17 protein-coding genes and 1 tRNA gene are annotated in these 16,997 nt (G+C 46.4%); 8 read left to right on the forward strand and 10 right to left on the reverse strand.

Translation table 11 applies throughout. The annotated features are described in order from the left end of the window. Position 1 precedes the first annotated feature (1 nt). From uppS to G3M65_RS01020, 5 genes are read left to right on the forward strand one after another with little or no spacing between them, the layout of a single operon-like run. Complete coding sequence (gene uppS / locus G3M65_RS01000; RefSeq protein ID WP_173832719.1) at positions 2 to 688, forward strand: polyprenyl diphosphate synthase; 687 nt, start codon at positions 2 to 4, stop codon at positions 686 to 688. After that, entirely contained in the window at positions 666 to 1,376 is a 711-nt protein-coding gene (locus G3M65_RS01005; protein ID WP_173832720.1) for a phosphatidate cytidylyltransferase, read from the forward strand. The genes uppS and G3M65_RS01005 overlap by 23 nt, the downstream gene beginning before the upstream one ends. A 3-nt stretch (positions 1,377 to 1,379) precedes the next feature. Continuing rightward, positions 1,380 to 2,696 carry a TldD/PmbA family protein gene (locus G3M65_RS01010; RefSeq protein WP_173832721.1) on the forward strand — a complete coding sequence of 439 codons (1,317 nt, stop codon included), beginning with the start codon at positions 1,380 to 1,382 and terminating at the stop codon, positions 2,694 to 2,696. A gap of 1 nt (position 2,697) precedes the next feature. Further along, complete coding sequence (locus G3M65_RS01015; protein ID WP_173832722.1) at positions 2,698 to 3,303, forward strand: hypothetical protein; 606 nt, start codon at positions 2,698 to 2,700, stop codon at positions 3,301 to 3,303. After that, positions 3,300 to 4,610, forward strand: coding sequence for a hypothetical protein (locus G3M65_RS01020; RefSeq protein WP_173832723.1), 1,311 nt, complete (start codon positions 3,300 to 3,302; stop codon positions 4,608 to 4,610). The genes G3M65_RS01015 and G3M65_RS01020 overlap by 4 nt, the downstream gene beginning before the upstream one ends. Here G3M65_RS01020 and G3M65_RS01025 read toward each other — a convergent pair. From G3M65_RS01025 to ispE, 9 genes are all read right to left on the reverse strand, one after another. Beyond that, positions 4,603 to 6,342 carry an ABC transporter substrate-binding protein gene (locus G3M65_RS01025; protein WP_254426283.1) on the reverse strand — a complete coding sequence of 580 codons (1,740 nt, stop codon included), beginning with the start codon at positions 6,340 to 6,342 and terminating at the stop codon, positions 4,603 to 4,605. The two genes, G3M65_RS01020 and G3M65_RS01025, sit on opposite strands and share 8 nt — an antisense overlap. Continuing rightward, positions 6,339 to 7,472: a 1-deoxy-D-xylulose-5-phosphate reductoisomerase gene (gene dxr / locus G3M65_RS01030; RefSeq protein WP_173832724.1), complete on the reverse strand. Its 1,134-nt coding sequence runs from the start codon at positions 7,470 to 7,472 to the stop codon at positions 6,339 to 6,341. The genes G3M65_RS01025 and dxr overlap by 4 nt, the downstream gene beginning before the upstream one ends. Beyond that, positions 7,469 to 8,431: a KpsF/GutQ family sugar-phosphate isomerase gene (locus G3M65_RS01035; RefSeq protein WP_173832725.1), complete on the reverse strand. Its 963-nt coding sequence runs from the start codon at positions 8,429 to 8,431 to the stop codon at positions 7,469 to 7,471. The genes dxr and G3M65_RS01035 overlap by 4 nt, the downstream gene beginning before the upstream one ends. Beyond that, entirely contained in the window at positions 8,431 to 8,955 is a 525-nt protein-coding gene (ppa, locus tag G3M65_RS01040; RefSeq protein WP_173832726.1) for an inorganic diphosphatase, read from the reverse strand. The genes G3M65_RS01035 and ppa overlap by 1 nt, the downstream gene beginning before the upstream one ends. 20 nt (positions 8,956 to 8,975) lie before the next feature. Further along, a complete protein-coding gene (pth, locus tag G3M65_RS01045; RefSeq protein WP_173832727.1) occupies positions 8,976 to 9,545 on the reverse strand; it encodes an aminoacyl-tRNA hydrolase in 570 nt (189 codons plus the stop codon). Further along, a complete protein-coding gene (locus G3M65_RS01050; RefSeq protein ID WP_173832728.1) occupies positions 9,542 to 10,111 on the reverse strand; it encodes a 50S ribosomal protein L25/general stress protein Ctc in 570 nt (189 codons plus the stop codon). The genes pth and G3M65_RS01050 overlap by 4 nt, the downstream gene beginning before the upstream one ends. 12 nt (positions 10,112 to 10,123) lie before the next feature. Then, positions 10,124 to 11,059 (reverse strand): ribose-phosphate diphosphokinase, encoded by a 936-nt coding sequence (locus G3M65_RS01055; protein WP_173832729.1) that lies wholly within the window; start codon positions 11,057 to 11,059, stop codon positions 10,124 to 10,126. A gap of 28 nt (positions 11,060 to 11,087) precedes the next feature. Next, positions 11,088 to 11,160 (reverse strand) — tRNA-Gln (locus G3M65_RS01060). Beyond that, entirely contained in the window at positions 11,151 to 11,963 is an 813-nt protein-coding gene (ispE, locus tag G3M65_RS01065; RefSeq protein WP_173832730.1) for a 4-(cytidine 5'-diphospho)-2-C-methyl-D-erythritol kinase, read from the reverse strand. The genes G3M65_RS01060 and ispE overlap by 10 nt, the downstream gene beginning before the upstream one ends. Before the next feature lie 172 nt (positions 11,964 to 12,135). On the opposite strand from ispE, the gene groES reads away from it, so the two are divergent. Then, positions 12,136 to 12,429: a co-chaperone GroES gene (groES, locus tag G3M65_RS01070; protein ID WP_173832731.1), complete on the forward strand. Its 294-nt coding sequence runs from the start codon at positions 12,136 to 12,138 to the stop codon at positions 12,427 to 12,429. A 24-nt stretch (positions 12,430 to 12,453) separates the two neighbouring features. Next, positions 12,454 to 14,091: a chaperonin GroEL gene (gene groL / locus G3M65_RS01075; protein WP_173832732.1), complete on the forward strand. Its 1,638-nt coding sequence runs from the start codon at positions 12,454 to 12,456 to the stop codon at positions 14,089 to 14,091. A 26-nt stretch (positions 14,092 to 14,117) separates the two neighbouring features. Here the strand turns inward: groL and G3M65_RS01080 are convergent, their stop codons facing one another. Then, positions 14,118 to 16,175 (reverse strand): SulP family inorganic anion transporter, encoded by a 2,058-nt coding sequence (locus G3M65_RS01080; RefSeq protein WP_173832733.1) that lies wholly within the window; start codon positions 16,173 to 16,175, stop codon positions 14,118 to 14,120. A gap of 67 nt (positions 16,176 to 16,242) precedes the next feature. On the opposite strand from G3M65_RS01080, the gene G3M65_RS01085 reads away from it, so the two are divergent. Then, positions 16,243 to 16,977 (forward strand): carbon-nitrogen hydrolase family protein, encoded by a 735-nt coding sequence (locus tag G3M65_RS01085; RefSeq protein WP_173832734.1) that lies wholly within the window; start codon positions 16,243 to 16,245, stop codon positions 16,975 to 16,977. Positions 16,978 to 16,997: the final 20 nt, after the last annotated feature.

A 16,997-nucleotide genomic window follows, 5' to 3' on the forward strand; every position in this document is an offset into this window, starting at 1 on the left:
TATGAAAATACCAAAACACTTAGCGGTCATAATGGATGGAAACGGAAGATGGGCGAGGGAAAGAGGTCTACCAAGGATAGCAGGTCATTATGAAGGGGTAAAGAGGGGAGAAGAGCTTGTGGATGCATGCATAGAGCTTGGAATAAGGTGGCTCACCCTTTTCACCTTTTCCACAGAAAACTGGAAAAGACCAGAGCTTGAGGTAAAGGCTCTGATGAAGCTCCTTGAGGGATATCTCAGAGAAAGAAGTCATTTGCTACTGGAAAAGGGTATAAGGGTTTCCTTTATAGGAAGGCGGGACAGATTACCCAAAGGTCTATCAATGGAAATGGAGAGGGTTGAAAAGTTAAGACCCTCTGAAGAAAAAATTCATGTTATCCTTGCCATTGATTACGGTGGTAGAGACGAGATACTCAGAACCTTCAAGAAAATAAGTGAAGCGAGTCTTGAGCCCACAGAGAAGAACTTCAAGCTACTTTCAGACCTGCCAGAAGTGCCAGACCCAGACCTTCTTATAAGAACCGGTGGAGAAAAGAGAATATCCAACTTTCTTCTCTGGCACTTAGCCTACACAGAGCTTTACTTTACGGATACCTATTGGCCAGACTTTAGGAAAGAAGAGCTTATAAAAGCCCTTGAAGACTTCTCAAGGAGGGAAAGAAGGTTTGGAGCTGTCCTTAAGGAGTAGAGAGGCTATTGGAATACTTGTGGGTGGGCTTGCCATAGCCTTGGTTTTGTCTCCTTATCCAATTTTCTATGCGGGTGTGCTTGCCTTGTCCTTGCTTATAGGCTACGAGATTTCTAAGGCTCTAAAGTTTGAACTTTTCTACATGCCACCTATTGCCTTTCTGATTAGCTCCCTTTCCCTTGAACTTGGTCTTGTATCTGTTATGCTTTTGTCCCTTTACGCTGGGTGGAGAGTATGGTCTATGGATGAGCTTTTCAAGGCTCTTTTAATATGCGTGTATGCTGGGGTTCTTCCTGCGTTTTTACTCGGTTTGAAAGAGGACTACGCTCTACTAAAACTTTTGGTTTTTGTTTGGTCTGTGGATGTGTTTTCTTATTATGTGGGGAAAAACTTTGGCAGAAGACCTCTTTCTCCTCGCCTCTCTCCAAAGAAAACATGGGAAGGTCTTGTAGGTGGTGGCTTTGCTGGTGTAATAACCATGTTGGTCTTTAATGGCTTTAAGGGTATTCTTTGGTCTTTACCTCTCATAGCTATAGCCCTTATGGGAGACCTTTTCAAGAGCTTTATAAAGAGACAGGTAGGTATAAAGGACTTTTCCAACGTGCTTGGAGAACATGGAGGGTTTACAGACAGGTTTGATTCTCTACTTTTTACAGCACCAGTTTACCTGTTTCTTTTAAAATTTTGAAGCATGGAAAAGATTAGGGCTTGGATAGAAGAGGCTATTTCCCCGGGTTATGAGTATGAAGTATATATGGAGCATAGGAAAAAGACAACCCTTGAAAGTGCTGATGAGAGCTTAGAAAATCTTCTGAGGGCGGAGGAGGCAGGAATTGGCATAAGGGTCTTCAAAGATAGAAAAATGGGTTTTTCTTACACTACAGACCTTGATAAAGAAGCAATAAAGGAGTGTGTAAAAGTTGCCACACAGGTATGTGATATAACACCAGAGGATTATGGATTTTCTCTTGGTGCTTGTCAGGATTTTGGAAACTTGGAAACATACTACGACAAGGAGGGTCTCAAGAGACCTCTTGAGGAAAAGATAGACTTAATAATTAGCTTGGAACGGAGAGCAAAGGAGCTAGACCCGAGGGTAAAGGGTGTAAGAAAAGTAAGCCTTAAAGAAACAGAGCTTGAAGTAGTTTGTTTTAATTCCTGTGGGCTTTTTTATGAGTATAGAGGAACATGGTATACACTTATTATGGCAGTGCTTGCGGAAGAAGGGGGAGATTCTTCCATATCCTACGAGTATTCTGGTAACAGGTTTCTCTCTGACTTACCTTTTGAGAAACTCGTGGAGGATGTGGTTTTTAAAGCCACCGCAAGCCTTAATCCTTCGCAGATGGAAACCATAAAAATGCCTGCGGTTTTCTTCAGAGAAGCATCTGCGATGCTACTTGAAGCCTTTAGCACTCTATTCCTCGGCGACGCCCTCGTGAAAGGCAAGACCTTCCTAAGGGGTAAAGAAGGGACAGAAGTTTTCTCACAAAAGCTCACCATAGTAGACGATGGCACTTTAAATGGTGGTTTTATGAGCCTTCCAGTAGATGCGGAAGGTTACACTATGAGTAGAAAGGTTTTGGTGGATGAGGGTGTATTTAAGGGTTTCCTCCATAGCACCTACACTGCCCTCAGGTCAGGAGCAAAGCCCACTGGCAACTCGGTAAGAGAGAGTTTCAGAAGCTTACCTCTCTCTGGCATAACAAACCTCTACATAGACCCTGGAGAGAAAAGCCTTGAAGACCTACTCCAGGGAGATGTTTTCCTTATTACAGACCTCATGGGCTTGCACACAGTAGACCCAGTATCTGGAGACTTCTCTCTTGGCGCCTCTGGTATAATATACAAAGGAGGAAGGAGGTTAAAAGGCGTGAGGGGGGTCGTTATAGGAGGAAACATAAGGGACATTTGGAGCTCTGTGATAGAGGTGGGTAATGACCTAAGATTTTATGGAAACGTGGGCTCACCCTCTATTCTTGTTGAAAACATAACCGTGGGAGGTTAAGATGGGAAAAGCCTTATCACCCTTACTGATGGTGCTTGGAGCTCTGATTTTCTTCGCAGGGCAGTGGATAGCCTTTGAAATATATGCAAATACAAAACTTTCAAGGATAGGCGAAAACCTATCTCAGTTTGTGCACGGTCTTTACTCTGGAGATACTCTGATAAAGTTAAACAGGGGGGACGAAAGCATATTTATACTCAGGACAGCAGGAGGTAAAGTCATAACCACGAATAACGCTATGGGTCCTCTTAAGGTAGAGGATTTTATAAGCGCAGGCTATAGCAAAGGCGGGAACCATGCCTATGCCTACATAAAGAGGGTAAGCTTCTCAGAGTATTTGAATGTATTTATTGAAAGACCCTTTGCCTTAGGGGTCTCCATCTCGGGGCTCATCTTATTTTTATCTGGGATAGTCCTGCTACTTAAGAGGGATGTGGGGATTGAAGGGAAAGAAAGATCAGAATTTCTAACGCGGGAAGAGCTGGCAAGAAGGTTAAAGGCTTTGAAAGTAGCCTTTGCCATGAGTGGGGTTATACCTAAGGAGAGTTTGTCTGAAGCAAAAAAAATACTGGACGATATAATTAAAAGAATGGAGGGTAAAACATGAATATACTCATAGTCTCCTTTGATAAAAACTTGGTCAACAAAATTAAAGAGGTCTTAGGTGAGCATAACGTGGTTGACGTAAAAAACGGCGAGGAGGCAATAAACACAGTCTCCTCTTACATGGATGTGGTTATCTACGATGCGGTCTCTGGCTCTATATCGGAAGAAGATATAAACAACATGTATAGACAGAAATTTAAGGATTCAAAGTATATAATCTTAGTGGACGACCTATTTCCCGTAGATATGAACAACATAATGCCCCCAAGAAAAATAAAGTTGATGAGGGATGAGGCAATAGCTAAAGTTAAAGATGCAATACTAAGTGAGCCAGAAGCGGTGGTGGAAGAACAACTTCAGGAGATGTTTTGGGCTAGAGAGTTTGATATTGAACTGCCTACAGAACCTACACTGCCCCGAGAAGAGGAGATATTCCAGGAAGGTGAGAAGGAGAAACTACTTAAAAAATTACTCTTAGTTTCTTTTGATACCACCCTTATAAACAACATAAGAGAAGCTCTCTCAGAGAAGGTGGAGATATTAGAGGCAGGCAACATCAAGGAAGCTCTTGAGAAGGCAAAAGAGGCGGACATAATCCTTTTTGACACTATATCTGGGATGCTTGCCCACAGAACTCTTATGGATATGTCAAAGGACGAATCCCTTGCAAAAAAGCCCTATGTTCTTCTTATAGACGAGCTTTTTACCATAGATGTAGGAAGTATTCCACTTGAGAGGAAATACAGCTTTGCAAGAGAGGCTGAATTGAGTAAGGCGATAGAAAAAGTTATAGAGCTTGTGGAAGAATCTCCTACAGAACAATTTGAAGAAGCAGAGCTGGAAATACCATCTCTTGAGGAGCCCCTGCCTACAGAGCCTCAGCCAGCAACTCTGCAGGAAGAAGAAGGGGGGATTATGAGCCTGCTTGAAGAGATAATAGGGTCTGGTCTTGAGGAAGAGAAACCACCAACTTCCATAAAGGAAGAGACCTCGGAGATTGAAGTGCAAGAAAAACCTGTAATTTCTGAGGGCATAACTCATGTGGAAAACATAGCGGAAAGCCTTGCCACAGCTATAAAGGACGTGATCAGAGAACAGCTATCCCAGGAAAAGCTCTTTTCCGCCCTATCCAATATTCTAAGCCCAGAAGAGATAGGCAGACAGTTGGCTTCTGTTCTTGAAAGAAAACTGGAGGAGGTTTTAAAGGAAAAGGTCAGTGAGGCTTTTTCAAAAATTGATGTGAGCCAGATAGTGAGAGAGGAAGCCTATAAGGTCCTAAGGGAAAGGATAAACGAGCTCATCACCTAAGAAATAAAGCCTCTTCCCTATACCATCCCCAAACGGTGGGAAAGAGGTTTTCAAACTTATTCCTTACCGCAAGCATGCTCTTGGGAGTAGCGAGGAATATCATAGGCTGTTCCTGCGCTATGATACGGTAAGCTCTTCTGTATATATCTACTCTTTTTTCAAAGTTTGTTTCTCTTGCCCCCAAGTCAAAAAGCTCGTCAATATTCTTTTCCCAATGAGTTTGTGGTTTGCCTTGTCTTGGGTTCCACATATGAAGCGTTCCCGAAGAGTGCCAGACGTTTCTTCCAAAATGAGGGTCCATTGAGCCTGTAAGTCCTATTATAACCGCCTCCCAGTCATAGGGTTGAGATGTGAGCCTGCTTACAAGGCTGTTGAAGTCTATGGGTCTGAATATGACCTTTATTCCTATTTTCTCAAGGTCCTCCTTTATCATGTTTCCTATGGCTTCCCTTTCCTTGTTGCCTGCATTGGTAAGAAGCACTATCTCAAGGGTATTGCCTTCTGGGTCTTCAAGCCATCCATCACCATTTCTGTCTTTGAAACCAAGACTTTCAAGTATCGCCCTCGCCTTTTTTAAGTTGTATTCGTAAACTGGGAAAAGCCCTTCTGTGTAGTAGGGTCTGTTGGCAGGGGTTATGGGTCCATATAGTGGGTCTGCCAAGCCGTTGTAAACAAGGTAGCATATACCCTCTCTGTCTATGGCGTGTGATATGGCTCTTCTGAAGTCTCTGTTTTGAAACCATTTGAGCTTATAGTTTGGAACGCCAGAGCTGGGGTTTTGATTAAAGACCAAAAAGGTAGTGGACGGTGTTGGTCCAAGGTCGTAGAGGGTGGTGTTCTTTACTCTGCTCATAAAAAGCACATCCTGAGGTCTTACACCCATGTAGTCAATCTCTCCCAGGGAATACTTCAAAAGGGCAGTGTCTGGGTCTTGCACTATGTATCCTATTTTTCTCTTTATGTAGGGTAGTTGCCTGTTAGAGTTGTCATATTCGTAGTAGTAGGGGTTTGCCTCGTATTCCACCATAACACCCTTTATATACCTTTTGAGCCTGTATGGTCCTGTTCCCACTATCTCCTTTGGGTCTGTGTTCACGTTCCATGCGGTCATAAAGTTTCCTTCTTTTACGAACTTCTCCAACTTGTGCTTGGGAAGTATGGGTGCGGACAGGGCATTCAAGAAGGGTGCAAAAGACTCTGGCAGTCTAAACTCCACTGTGTAGTCGTCTATTTTCTTTACGAAGTTCCCTATGTCCTCTCGGCTTTTTAGAATACCTTTAAACATATCTCCAGTGGAGTTAGGTATTTGAGGATTGAGGTATATATCCCTGTAGGTAAAGACCACATCCTCCGCAGTAAATGGCTCACCATCGCTCCACCTTACATTTCTTCTAAGATGAAAGATATACACTCTTCCACCCTCCTTCTCTTCCCACCCCTCCGCAAGGTCTGGGACTACCCGCATGGTTTTGAGGTCTGTCTTGGTGAGACCTGTAAAGAGGTCAGAAAGCACCGCAGTGGAAGAAGTTTCCTGAGCCAAGGCTGGGTTTAGTGTTCTTGGGTCAGAGCTTAAGACAAACCTTAGCTCTCCTCCTTCTCTACCTTCCCTTATATGGAAGTTCTCTGGCTTTAGCCTCACGAAAGAAACCTCCCCACCCCTTGGTGAAGAGGTCAGATAAAAGGGCAAAAAGGATAAAACTATAAAGCCCAAAGCGAAAACAAAGGACTTCACCCTACCACCTCCAAAAGCTCCAAACCCTTCTTGTATGCCCAATCTATTGCGGAGAGCACGTCTTCAAGGCTTTGTGGGTCTTTTAAACTTACAGAGCTGAGGATTTCTTCCACAAGGTTCACAATATCCAAGAAGCCTATCCTGCCCTGCAGGAAAAGCTCCACCGCTATTTGGTCCGCACCCACCAAAACCGCTGGATACACACCACCCATAAGGGCAACCCATTTACACAGTGGAATGCTCCTAAACTTTTCTGTATCCACCCTTTCAAAGGTTATGGGTGAAAGGTCTAAAAGGCTCTTCCTCTCAAAGGGAAAGGGTTTCCTCTCTGGATAATACAGGCTGTAGAGTATGGGTATCCTCATGTCTGTCTGCGAGGTATGAAAGATAAAGCTACCGTCAATAAGCTCCACAATTCCATGCACTATGCTCTGAGGGTGGATAACCACGTCAAGGCTTTCCACCTCAAGGTCAAAGAGGTTTATAGCCTCTATAAGCTCCATGCCCTTGTTCATGAGGGTGGCCGAGTCTATGGTTATCTTTGCCCCCATCTTCCATGTGGGGTGCTTAAGGGCATCCTCTACGCTCACATGCTTTAGGTCTTCAAGGCTTTTATCTCTAAAGGGTCCTCCAGAGGCGGTTAGATAAACCTTCTTTATCTCTTCTCCTTTTAGTCCAAGCATTATCTGGAAGAGGGCATTGTGTTCGCTGTCTACTGGCACGATTTTTTCTCTGTTTTCCCTCACAAAGTCTCGCAGGCATATGAGGGATTCCTTGTTACTTGCCAGTAGTCTTTTACCCTTCTGAAGGGCAAGGTATGTGGGCAGGATACCGTCCGTGCCAGATATGGCGTTCATAACCATGTCTGAGCCTTCTATAACCGCCACAAGCCCCTCTTCACCCTTAAGAAAGGTGGTGCCCTCTGGCAGTTTAGAGAGCCACTCCTCTGATGGCTCTTCGTAGCAAGATACGAACTTTGGCTTTAGCTCCACCGCCTGGAGCAGAAGCCTTTCTGAAGCCCTTTTTGCCAAAATACCCACAAGCTCAAAGTCTTCTCTGTATGCCTTTACCACCTCAAGGGTTTGACTTCCTACAGAACCTGTAGAACCAAGAACGCCCAACTTTTTCATACTATGCCTGCCCTAAGTATATCGTGCATGTGTATGATGCCAACAGGCTTGTTTTCCTTGTCAACCACAATAAGGACTGTTATTTTATAGTCCTCCATCCTTTTTAGTGCCTCCACCGCAAGCTCCTCCATGCGTGCTGTCTTTGGATTCCTTGTCATTACATCCCTGGCTACACTTGTGTCAAAGTTTCCACCTCTGTTTACAAAACGCCTTAGGTCTCCGTCAGTTATTATGCCTGTGAGCTTTCCCTCTTGGTCTACCACCGCAGTAGCACCAAAGCCCTTGCTGGTCATCTCAATTATCGCCTCCTTCATAGGGGTGTCTTCCCTTACTATAGGAACTTCCTCGCCTTTATGGCAAAGGTCTGCCACCTGTCTTAGCCTTCTTCCAAGAGAGCCAGCAGGATGCCTCAAGGCAAAGTCTTTGTGAGTAAAACCCTTGAGCTCCAAAAGAACCATAGCTAACGCATCTCCAAGCACCAGAGAGGCGGTGGAGGAACTTGTGGGTGCAAGCTGTAGGGGGCATGCCTCTTTTTCCACAGAAAGGAATATATGCACTTCCGAGTGCTTTGCCAGAGTGGAGTTTGGATTGTTGGTTATGGATATAAGGGGCACACCAAGAAGTTTTATGTAGGGAATAAGGGAGTTTACCTCGGGAGACTCACCGCTGTTGGAAAAGGCAAGCACCACATCTCCAGAGTCTATTACTCCAAGGTCTCCGTGAAGAGCCTCCGCAGGGTGCAAAAAGTGGGCTGGCGTGCCAGTGCTTGAGAGGGTAGAGGCAACCTTACGGGCTATATGACCAGATTTGCCAACTCCTGTAGTTATTACCTTTCCTTGACAGTTTAGAATAAGCTCTACCGCCCTTACAAAGTTATGGTCTAGGTTGTCTCTGAGCCTCCCTAAGGCTTGAATCTCTATGTCAAAAACCCTTTTAGCCTTCTGGAGTATCTCATCCATCACTTCTTGTAGTTTTCAATACCCTTCCTTATCTCCTCGTAGGCAAAGTCCACCCCCTTAAAACCTTCCACCTTTACCCACTTGCCCGGTTCAAGCTCCTTATAGTGTTCAAAGAAATGCTTTATCCTATCAAGGAGAGCCTTTGGCAGGTCTTCGTAAGACTTCACATCTTCGTAAGTGGGGTCTAACTTGCTGTGTGGAACCGCAAGTAGCTTTGTATCTACGCCTTCTTCGTCTCTCATCTCAAGCCCACCTATGGGTCTGCACCTTATAACGCTACCGGGTGCCACAGGATAGCGAGATATTACCAAAACATCCACTGGGTCTCCATCATCCGCAAGGGTCTGTGGCACAAAGCCATAGTTAAAAGGATAGTGCATGGCGGTAAAGAGAAACCTATCCACGAATATAGCCCCGCTCTCCTTGTCAAGCTCATACTTTATAGGGCTGTCTTGGGGTATTTCCACCACCACGTAGATGTCCTCTGGTGGGTTTTTGCCTGGGGGTATGTTCCTTATGTCCATCTTCCACCTCCTTTTTTATTTTACACTGGGGCATTGCAGAAGTTCATGCTCTCCTCTATGCCGTATTCAACGCACCTTTGCAAGCATTCGCTTGCCCTCTTTAACACCCTTGCAAGTACTTGCTCCTCCTCTCCGCTAAAGGGCGAAAGCACATAGTCCACCACCTTGTTCCTATCCTTCGGTCTGCCTATACCCACCCTGAGCCTTGGAAACTTCTCTGTTTTTATCTCCCTTATAATGGATTCTATGCCGTGATGGCCTCCGCTACTTCCCTCAGACCTGAGCCTCAGCCTTCCAAGGGGTAGGTCCAGGTCGTCGTAGACCACCAGCATCTCCTCTGGGCTTATGTCATACTCCTCAAGAAGGTTCAGAACCGCAAGCCCGGAGTTGTTCATGTAGGTCTGTGGTTTTACCACGAGAAGCTCCTTGCCTTGAAGCCTTACCCTGTAGAGGTGAGAGAGGCATTCCTCCGAATAGTCCTGAACCCTCAACCTTCTGAGAAACTCATCCACCACCATAAAGCCCACGTTATGACGAGTTTTTTCGTATTTTTTACCGGGGTTGCCAAGTCCAACAAGAAGCCTTATCATTCAGCTGGTGTGGTCTCCTCCACCTCAGGCTCAAGCACCACAGCCACGGTTTCCTCTGGGGAGTCCATGATTACACATCCTTCTGGTGGGACAATATCCCTTACGTGGATGGCATCGCCAAGACCTAAACCGCTTACATCAACAGTTATCTTATCAGGGAGCTTGTCCACCCTTGCCTTTACAGTAAGGCTGTGCATAAGAGGCTCAAAGGTTCCACCAAGGGACACACCCGCAGGCGTGCCAACAAACTCTATAGGCACTTCCACTTCGATTTCGCTCACATGGGTGATGTCCTGCAGGTCCACATGAATGGGATTGTCCCCAAGCCAACCCATCTGCATTTCCCTGAGGAGGCAGACCCTTTTATCTCCGTCAATCTCTGCCTCAATGAGAAAGGTTTCACCCTTCGGAAAGGCTTTTAGGTCCTTTATGCTTATGTATGCATGCCTGTTTTCCACATCTTTGCCATATACTTCCACTGGCACGTAGCCTTGCTTTCTGAACCTCTTTATCTCGCTCTTTTTCCCTATGGCTCTTGGTATGAGCCTTACCTGAACCCTTTTCATCCTTTACCTCCTTTATACAAAAAGTGAACTTATGGACTCGCCCTCATGGGCTCGCTTTATTGCTTCCCCTATAAGCGGTGCCACAGAGACCACCCTTAGCTTTTCAAGGGGCTTATCTTCCATGTTAAGGGTGTTTGTCACTATAACCTCTTCAACTGGGGATTCTCTGAGCCTATCTATTGCAGGACCTGAAAAGATTCCATGGGTCGCAGCCACCAGAACACCTTTTGCACCCTTTGAAATCAACATATTGGTGGCAGCGACCACTGTGCCTGCAGTGTCTATAATATCGTCCACTATTATGGCTTTCTTGTCCCTCACATCACCTATTAGGTCCAGCACCTCCGCCACGTTTGGCTCTGGTCTCCTCTTGTATATTATGGCGATACCACAGCCCAACTTGTTGGCAAGAAGTCTTGCTCTTTCTACACCCCCTGCGTCTGGCGAGACTACAACAAGGTCATCCTTTACCCTGTCCTTTATGTATTCATATAGCACATTCAAGGCGTATAGGTTATCCACCGGTATATTGAAAAAGCCCTGAATCTGAGGAGAATGAAGATCCACCACTATAAGCCTCTGAGCCCCTGCAGTGGTTATAAGGTCTGCCAAAAGCCTTGCACTTATTGGCACCCTCGGTTTATCCTTTCTGTCCTGCCTTGCATAGGCATAGTAGGGAATAACCGCAGTTATTCTTCCTGCGGAAGCTCTCTTGAGAGCATCCAGCATAAGAAGGAGCTCCATTATGCTCTCGTTTACAGGATAACCCAGGGACTGTATAACAAAGACATCCTCACCCCTCATAGACTCGTTTATCTTCACCCTTACCTCTCCATCGCTGAAGCGCCCCACCACCACATCGGAGAGGGGAATGCCGAGATATTCAGAAACCTCCTGTGCGAGCTTTGGATTACTGGTGCCTGTCAGAAGTTTTATAGAGCCGAGCATGTGTCACCTCTTTTATTGTAGTGGAAAGCTGGGGTGCCTGGATTCGAACCAGGAGCCCCCGGATCCAAAGTCCGGTGCTCTGCCAGTTGAGCTACACCCCATAACTTTCCACTCTGTATAGCCTCCAACCTCTTGCCTTGCAGGCAAGCTCCAACTCCTGCGTGGGCTCGCCTGGGCTAAAGACGCTGGAGCCACTACCGCTCACAAGGGCTAACCTACCCAAACCTCTCAAAAATCTGAGCACTTCACCCACCTCTGGGTAAAGCTCTCCAGCCAGCTCACCCAGCCTGTTCTGGAGAACACCAAAGTCTCCAGCCTTTAGGCAATCTATTATTTTATCACCTTCTATATTCTCTGTCAAGATATCCTCTCTTACCATACTGTAGACTCGTGAGGTGGAACACCTAACGCCGGGATGTATAAGCGTAAAGACCATCTTTGGCAGTTCAACCCTCTCAAGAATTTCACCCCTACCCCTCCCTATGGCGGAGCCACCCATGAGGAAAAAGGGTGCATCAGAAGACACCTGACCTGCTATCCTGTAGAGGTTTTCATCGCCCAATGGCTTGCCCATAAGTTCATTCACTGCCCTTAGCACCACCGCTACGTTGGAAGACCCACCACCAAGGCCTCCGCCTTCGGGTATGTTCTTCTGTATGAAGACCCTAAAGGGGACCTCCTCTCTGAGAAGTTCTTCCATAAGCCTTAGAGCCTTGTAGACAAGGTTTTCCTCCATGGGTATGCCCGTGCTGGTTTCAACCTTCAGAGGACCTTCCTCTATAAAGACCTCATCAAAAAGGTCTATAGCTTGATAGATGGTGAAAAGCTCGTGGTATCCGTCAGGTCTCTTTCCAAGAAGCCACAACCCAAGGTTCAGCTTTGCTGGCGAGAGAAGCCTAAGCATGGGTATAAATCATAAGCCTTTTGGAGGCTGTCCGCAAGTCTAACACATTATGCTTATAGGCTCAATAAATTTTAGTCTACATGGCTAAAGATTTTCTCAATAACCTCTTGACAAAAGCCCAAGATGTTAATATAATATCTACCCGTAAAAATCCCTTAGAAGGAGGTGGAACATGGCAAAGCTCAAACCCCTTTATGACAAGATTGTGGTCAAGAGGTTTGAAGAGCAGGAGCAGAGGACTGCCTCTGGCATAATCATACCAGACACCGCCAAGGAAAAGCCCCAAGTGGGTGAGGTGGTGGCGGTAGGTGAGGGAAAGCTCCTTCAAAACGGTCAGCAAGTTCCACCCAAGGTAAAGCCCGGGGACAAGGTGGTCTTTAACAAGTATGCGGGCACCGAGGTGGAGCTTGATGGAGAGAAGTTCCTTATCATGTCTGAAGATGAAGTGCTTGCAATAGTTGAGTAAAAAACTTTTAAAGGAGGTGGTAGCATGGCAGCAAAGAAGGTCATCTATGGAGAGGATGCAAGGGCAAGGCTCAAAGCAGGCGTTGACAAGCTCGCTAACGCAGTTAAGGTCACCCTTGGACCAAGGGGTAGAGAGGTCATCATTGAGAAAAAGTGGGGAACGCCCCTGGTCACAAAGGACGGTGTGACCGTTGCCAAAGAGATAGAGTTTAAAGACCCCTATGAGAACATGGGAGCCCAGCTTGTCAAGGAAGTAGCCTCCAAGACCGCCGATGTGGCTGGCGATGGAACCACCACCGCTACCGTGCTGGCACAGGCTATATTCACAGAGGGTCTAAAGGCAATAGCCTCTGGTGCTAACCCCATGGACCTCAAGAGGGGTATAGATAAGGCGGTAGAAAAGGTCATAGAAGAAATTAAGGCTCTCTCCATACCCGTAAGTGGAAGGAAGGAGATAGAGCAGGTAGCCACCATATCCGCCAACAATGACCCCGAGATAGGAAAGATAATCGCAGACGCCATGGAGGCGGTTGGCAAGGATGGTGTTATAACAGTTGAAGAGTCCAAGTCCGCCCAGACAACCCTTGAGACAGTCCAAGGTATGCAGTTTGACAGGGGATACCTCTCTCCCTACTTTGTGACCAACCCAGACAAGATGGAGGCGGTTCTGGAAGACCCATTCATACTCATCTACGAAAAGAAGATTTCCAACGTAAAAGACCTCTTACCCGTGCTTGAGCAAGTAGTCAGGGCAGGAAAGCCCATCCTCATAATAGCGGAGGACGTAGAGGCGGAGGCACTTGCAACCCTTGTGGTCAATCACATAAAGGGAGTCATTAGAGCATGCGCAGTAAAGGCACCTGGCTTTGGTCAGAGGAGAAAGGACTACCTGCAAGACATAGCCATACTCACCGGCGGAACCGCCATAACTGAAGAGCTTGGTATAAAGCTTGAGAGCGTCACCCTTGATATGCTCGGAAGGGCAGATAAGGTCATAGTGGACAAGGATAACACCACCATAGTGGGCGGTAAGGGCTCAAAGGACAATATAAACGCAAGGATAGAGCAGATAAAGAAGCAAATTGTGGAAACTACCTCTGACTACGACAGAGAAAAACTTCAAGAAAGGCTTGCCAAGCTAGCTGGTGGCGTTGCCATCATAAGGGTTGGTGCGGCCACCGAGGCGGAGCTCAAGGAGAAGAAGGCAAGGGTTGAGGATGCGGTGCATGCCACAAAGGCTGCGGTGGAAGAGGGTATAGTGCCTGGCGGTGGTGTAGCACTGGTGAGAGCCTCAGAAGCCCTTGAAAACCTCAAGGTAGAAAACCCAGACCAGCAGGTGGGTGTGGACATAGTAAAGAAGGCATGTAGGACACCTCTCAGGCAGATAGCTTTCAACGCAGGATTTGAGGGTTATGTGGTGCTTGAAAAGGTTCTACAGCTTGGCAAGGAAAAAGGCAAGAACTGGGGCTTTGACGCGTCGGTGGGTGACTACAAGGACATGGTGGAAGCTGGGATTATAGACCCCACCAAAGTGGTAAGGACTGCTATACAGAACGCAGCTTCTGTGGCAGGAACCATGCTCACCGCTGAAGCTCTCGTGGCAGAAATACCCGAAGAGAAGAAGGAAAAGGCACCAGCACCTGAAATGCCAGAGCTTGACTAAAGAACCGCCCCCGTAAGGGGGCTTTTTTATTTTAGAATGCTTAAGAGCTTTTCCACTATCTCCTTCGTATCCTTTCCAAGATAAACAAAACCGTTCTTCATCTCACAACCTTTATTACTACATAACCCACCAAAGGAAACAACTTTACCGTCATACTTCATATACTTTGTAGCAGGCACATATATACCCTTTCCATCTGTGTAGAAGTCTTCTGCTTTAAGGTCTATTTCTTTTCCCTCTAACCTGAGAAGAAGATGCTTGTATGCTCTTCCTACATAGACCTCTATATCTTCATAATTGGAGAATGCTTCGTATATTTCTCTTATGGGGTTTTTAGCGGGCTCAAACTTCACATAATCCTTAACCGTATAGCACTCGTTAAAGACCGCATAAGGACATATCTTTGCACAGTATCCATGGTCTATACTCTTGAAAAGTTCGCCAACCGCATAACCCTTGGATGGCATGAGGTTTTTCTTGCCAAGTTTTTCAAGGAATCCAGACCGCCTCATAACCTCCTCAACAGGAGCCTTTGCGTTCACAAGGACTAAGTTCACTCCCTTCTTTTTCATGTCTTCAAGAAAATCGCTTAGGGCATCAAGAGCGGTCCCATCCATGTAGTTTACAGACTCGCAGTCTATTACAAGGTGTTTTAGGGCTGGTTTCTGACTTACTATCTCCCTGAGCTCCTCAAGGATGTTCTCCGTGTTGGCGTAGTAAAAGGATGCCTCCGGTCTAACCATCTCAATCTGTGGACAGGTGGGTAGGCTGTTGGTCTCTGCGTTCACAAAGGTTTTGCTAACGGGGTCCCTTGACATTCTTACTATCCTGGGGTATAGGCTCCTCCAAAGGAAGAGGGAGAGAGACAGAAACATACCTATAAAGATGGCATAGTCTGGCTTCATGATAAAGGAGAGGGAGAAGGTGGTTATGGCAGATATTCCATCGTATCTATTGGTCTTCCAAAGATGGGTAAAGTAGTGGGGCTTTACGAGACCCACTACCGCGGTTATAACCACCGCAGAAAGCACAGCCCTGGGAAGGTAATACAGAATGGGTGCCACCAGAAATATGGTAGCTATCACAAAGCTGGCACTTATGATGTTTGCCATACCAGTTTTTGCACCTGCTTGGAAGTTTACCGCAGAGCGGGAGAAGGAACCGCTAACGGGGAAGCTCTTAAAAAAGGAACCCACAAGGTTGGCAAGCCCCTGACCCACAAGCTCCTGGTTCACATCTATCTTCTGCTTTGTCTGGCTTGCTATAAACTTGGCTATGGCGTAGGCTTCCATAAAGCCCACAAGGGCTATGATAAAGGCTTTGCCCAGTATCCTGTCAAGGAGATCCCAGTTCACAGAGGGCAGAGAGGGCAAGGGAATGCCCCGAGGTATATCCCCGACCACCCTTATGCCGTAGCTCTCAAAGGCAAGGAAGTAAGAAAGGGCGGTAAAGAGAGCCACGGTGAGCAGTGCGGAGGGGAAGTTTTTGTTTATCCTTTTGAGCCCCACTATAAGCACTATAGACACCAACCCCACCGCAAGGGTGTAGGGATTGGTCTGAGAGATGTTCTTTGCTATCTCATAGAGGTTCTGGAATATGAGCTCCTTCTGTTCCACCTTTATACCGAGGAGCGCCGGAATTTGAGTGGTCATTATTATTATGGCGGCGGCGTTGGTAAAGCCTATAATCACCGAATGAGACACAAAGTTTACAAGAAAACCCAGTCTGAAAAGCCCGATTGTTAGTTGTATGATACCCACAAGAAAAGCCATAAGGATAGCAAGCTCTATGAATTTTTCTTCTCCCGGCTTTGCGTAGCTTGTAAGAGACACGAAGGTAAGGAAAGCCACTATAGCAACGGGACCTGTGGCGAGCTGGGCGGAGCTTCCAAAAAGTGCAGCAACTATGACCGGTATGGAGGCAGCGTAAAGTCCATACACAGGCGGAAGCCCCGCTATAAGGGCGTAAGCCATAGACTGGGGGACGAGCACTACTGCCACAGTAAGACCAGCAATAAAGTCAGAAGTGAAAGTCTTTCTGTCGTAGCCTTTTAGCCACCTGAGAAAAGGGAAAAACCTCTCCATAGTTCTAAAATGCTAACATAAATCATAAAAACCTCTGCTTAGTTATTCCCTTATAATCTTATAAGTTATGCTTAATCTTGCGGTCTTGCAGTTCAGTCCCCTATTGGGAAAGGTAAAAGAAAACCTAAGAATGGTCTTGGAAATGCTCTCTCATGTAAAGGAGGGTTCTTTGGTGGCACTGCCAGAGATGTGGCAGTGCGGTTTTGACTACGAAAACATGGAAAGGCACGCACAGGCAACCGAGGAGGTTTTGCAGGAGGTCATAAGGATATCCAAAGAGAGGAATTTAACCATCGTGGGCACCTATCCCATAAGGACCGAGGGTGGCATACACAACTCTGCGGTGGTGGTGGACAAGGGGAAGGTTGTAGGCAGGAGGCATAAGATAAAACTATTCCCACTCTATGAAGAGCCAAGGCACTTCCTACCGGGATATGAAAACCCAGTCTTTGAAACCTCTTTGGCAAAGGTGGGCATTCTTATATGCTTTGAGCTAAGGTTTCCAGAGCTTTCTTGGGCTTTGAGAGATGCACAGCTTTTAGTTGTTCCCTCTATGTGGGGGAAGAAGAGAAAGCTTCACCTTATGACCCTCTCAAGGGCAAGGGCAATAGAGAACCAGTGCTTTCTCATGCTTTCCAACACATGGGGTGATGTGGGAGGGGAGGAATACGCAGGCTCTTCCGCCATATACGGACCTTGGGGGCATGTGCTTGCCTTCTCAGAGAGGGGCGACAGCATACTTCAGGTGGGGGTAGACTTAGAGGAGGTACAAAAGGTAAGGAGACATATTCCCGTCCGATAACGGTGGGCTGTTATAAAATA

It is taken from the genome of Hydrogenobacter sp. T-8, from assembly GCF_011006175.1.
Classification (GTDB): Bacteria; Aquificota; Aquificia; order Aquificales; family Aquificaceae; genus Pampinifervens; species Pampinifervens florentissimum.

Bases quoted from the DNA above. Each gene is read 5' to 3' on its own strand.
- uppS (WP_173832719.1), top strand. From the start codon at position 2: ATGAAAATACCAAAACACTTAGCGGTCATAATGGATGGAAACGGAAGA.
- G3M65_RS01010 (WP_173832721.1), top strand. From the start codon at position 1,380: ATGGAAAAGATTAGGGCTTGGATAGAAGAGGCTATTTCCCCGGGTTAT.
- G3M65_RS01015 (WP_173832722.1), top strand. From the start codon at position 2,698: ATGGGAAAAGCCTTATCACCCTTACTGATGGTGCTTGGAGCTCTGATT.
- G3M65_RS01020 (WP_173832723.1), top strand. From the start codon at position 3,300: ATGAATATACTCATAGTCTCCTTTGATAAAAACTTGGTCAACAAAATT.
- dxr (WP_173832724.1), bottom strand. From the start codon at position 7,472: ATGAAAAAGTTGGGCGTTCTTGGTTCTACAGGTTCTGTAGGAAGTCAA.
- G3M65_RS01035 (WP_173832725.1), bottom strand. From the start codon at position 8,431: ATGGATGAGATACTCCAGAAGGCTAAAAGGGTTTTTGACATAGAGATT.
- ppa (WP_173832726.1), bottom strand. From the start codon at position 8,955: ATGGACATAAGGAACATACCCCCAGGCAAAAACCCACCAGAGGACATC.
- pth (WP_173832727.1), bottom strand. From the start codon at position 9,545: ATGATAAGGCTTCTTGTTGGACTTGGCAACCCCGGTAAAAAATACGAA.
- G3M65_RS01050 (WP_173832728.1), bottom strand. From the start codon at position 10,111: ATGAAAAGGGTTCAGGTAAGGCTCATACCAAGAGCCATAGGGAAAAAG.
- G3M65_RS01055 (WP_173832729.1), bottom strand. From the start codon at position 11,059: ATGCTCGGCTCTATAAAACTTCTGACAGGCACCAGTAATCCAAAGCTC.
- ispE (WP_173832730.1), bottom strand. From the start codon at position 11,963: ATGCTTAGGCTTCTCTCGCCAGCAAAGCTGAACCTTGGGTTGTGGCTT.
- groES (WP_173832731.1), top strand. From the start codon at position 12,136: ATGGCAAAGCTCAAACCCCTTTATGACAAGATTGTGGTCAAGAGGTTT.
- groL (WP_173832732.1), top strand. From the start codon at position 12,454: ATGGCAGCAAAGAAGGTCATCTATGGAGAGGATGCAAGGGCAAGGCTC.
- G3M65_RS01080 (WP_173832733.1), bottom strand. From the start codon at position 16,175: ATGGAGAGGTTTTTCCCTTTTCTCAGGTGGCTAAAAGGCTACGACAGA.
- G3M65_RS01085 (WP_173832734.1), top strand. From the start codon at position 16,243: ATGCTTAATCTTGCGGTCTTGCAGTTCAGTCCCCTATTGGGAAAGGTA.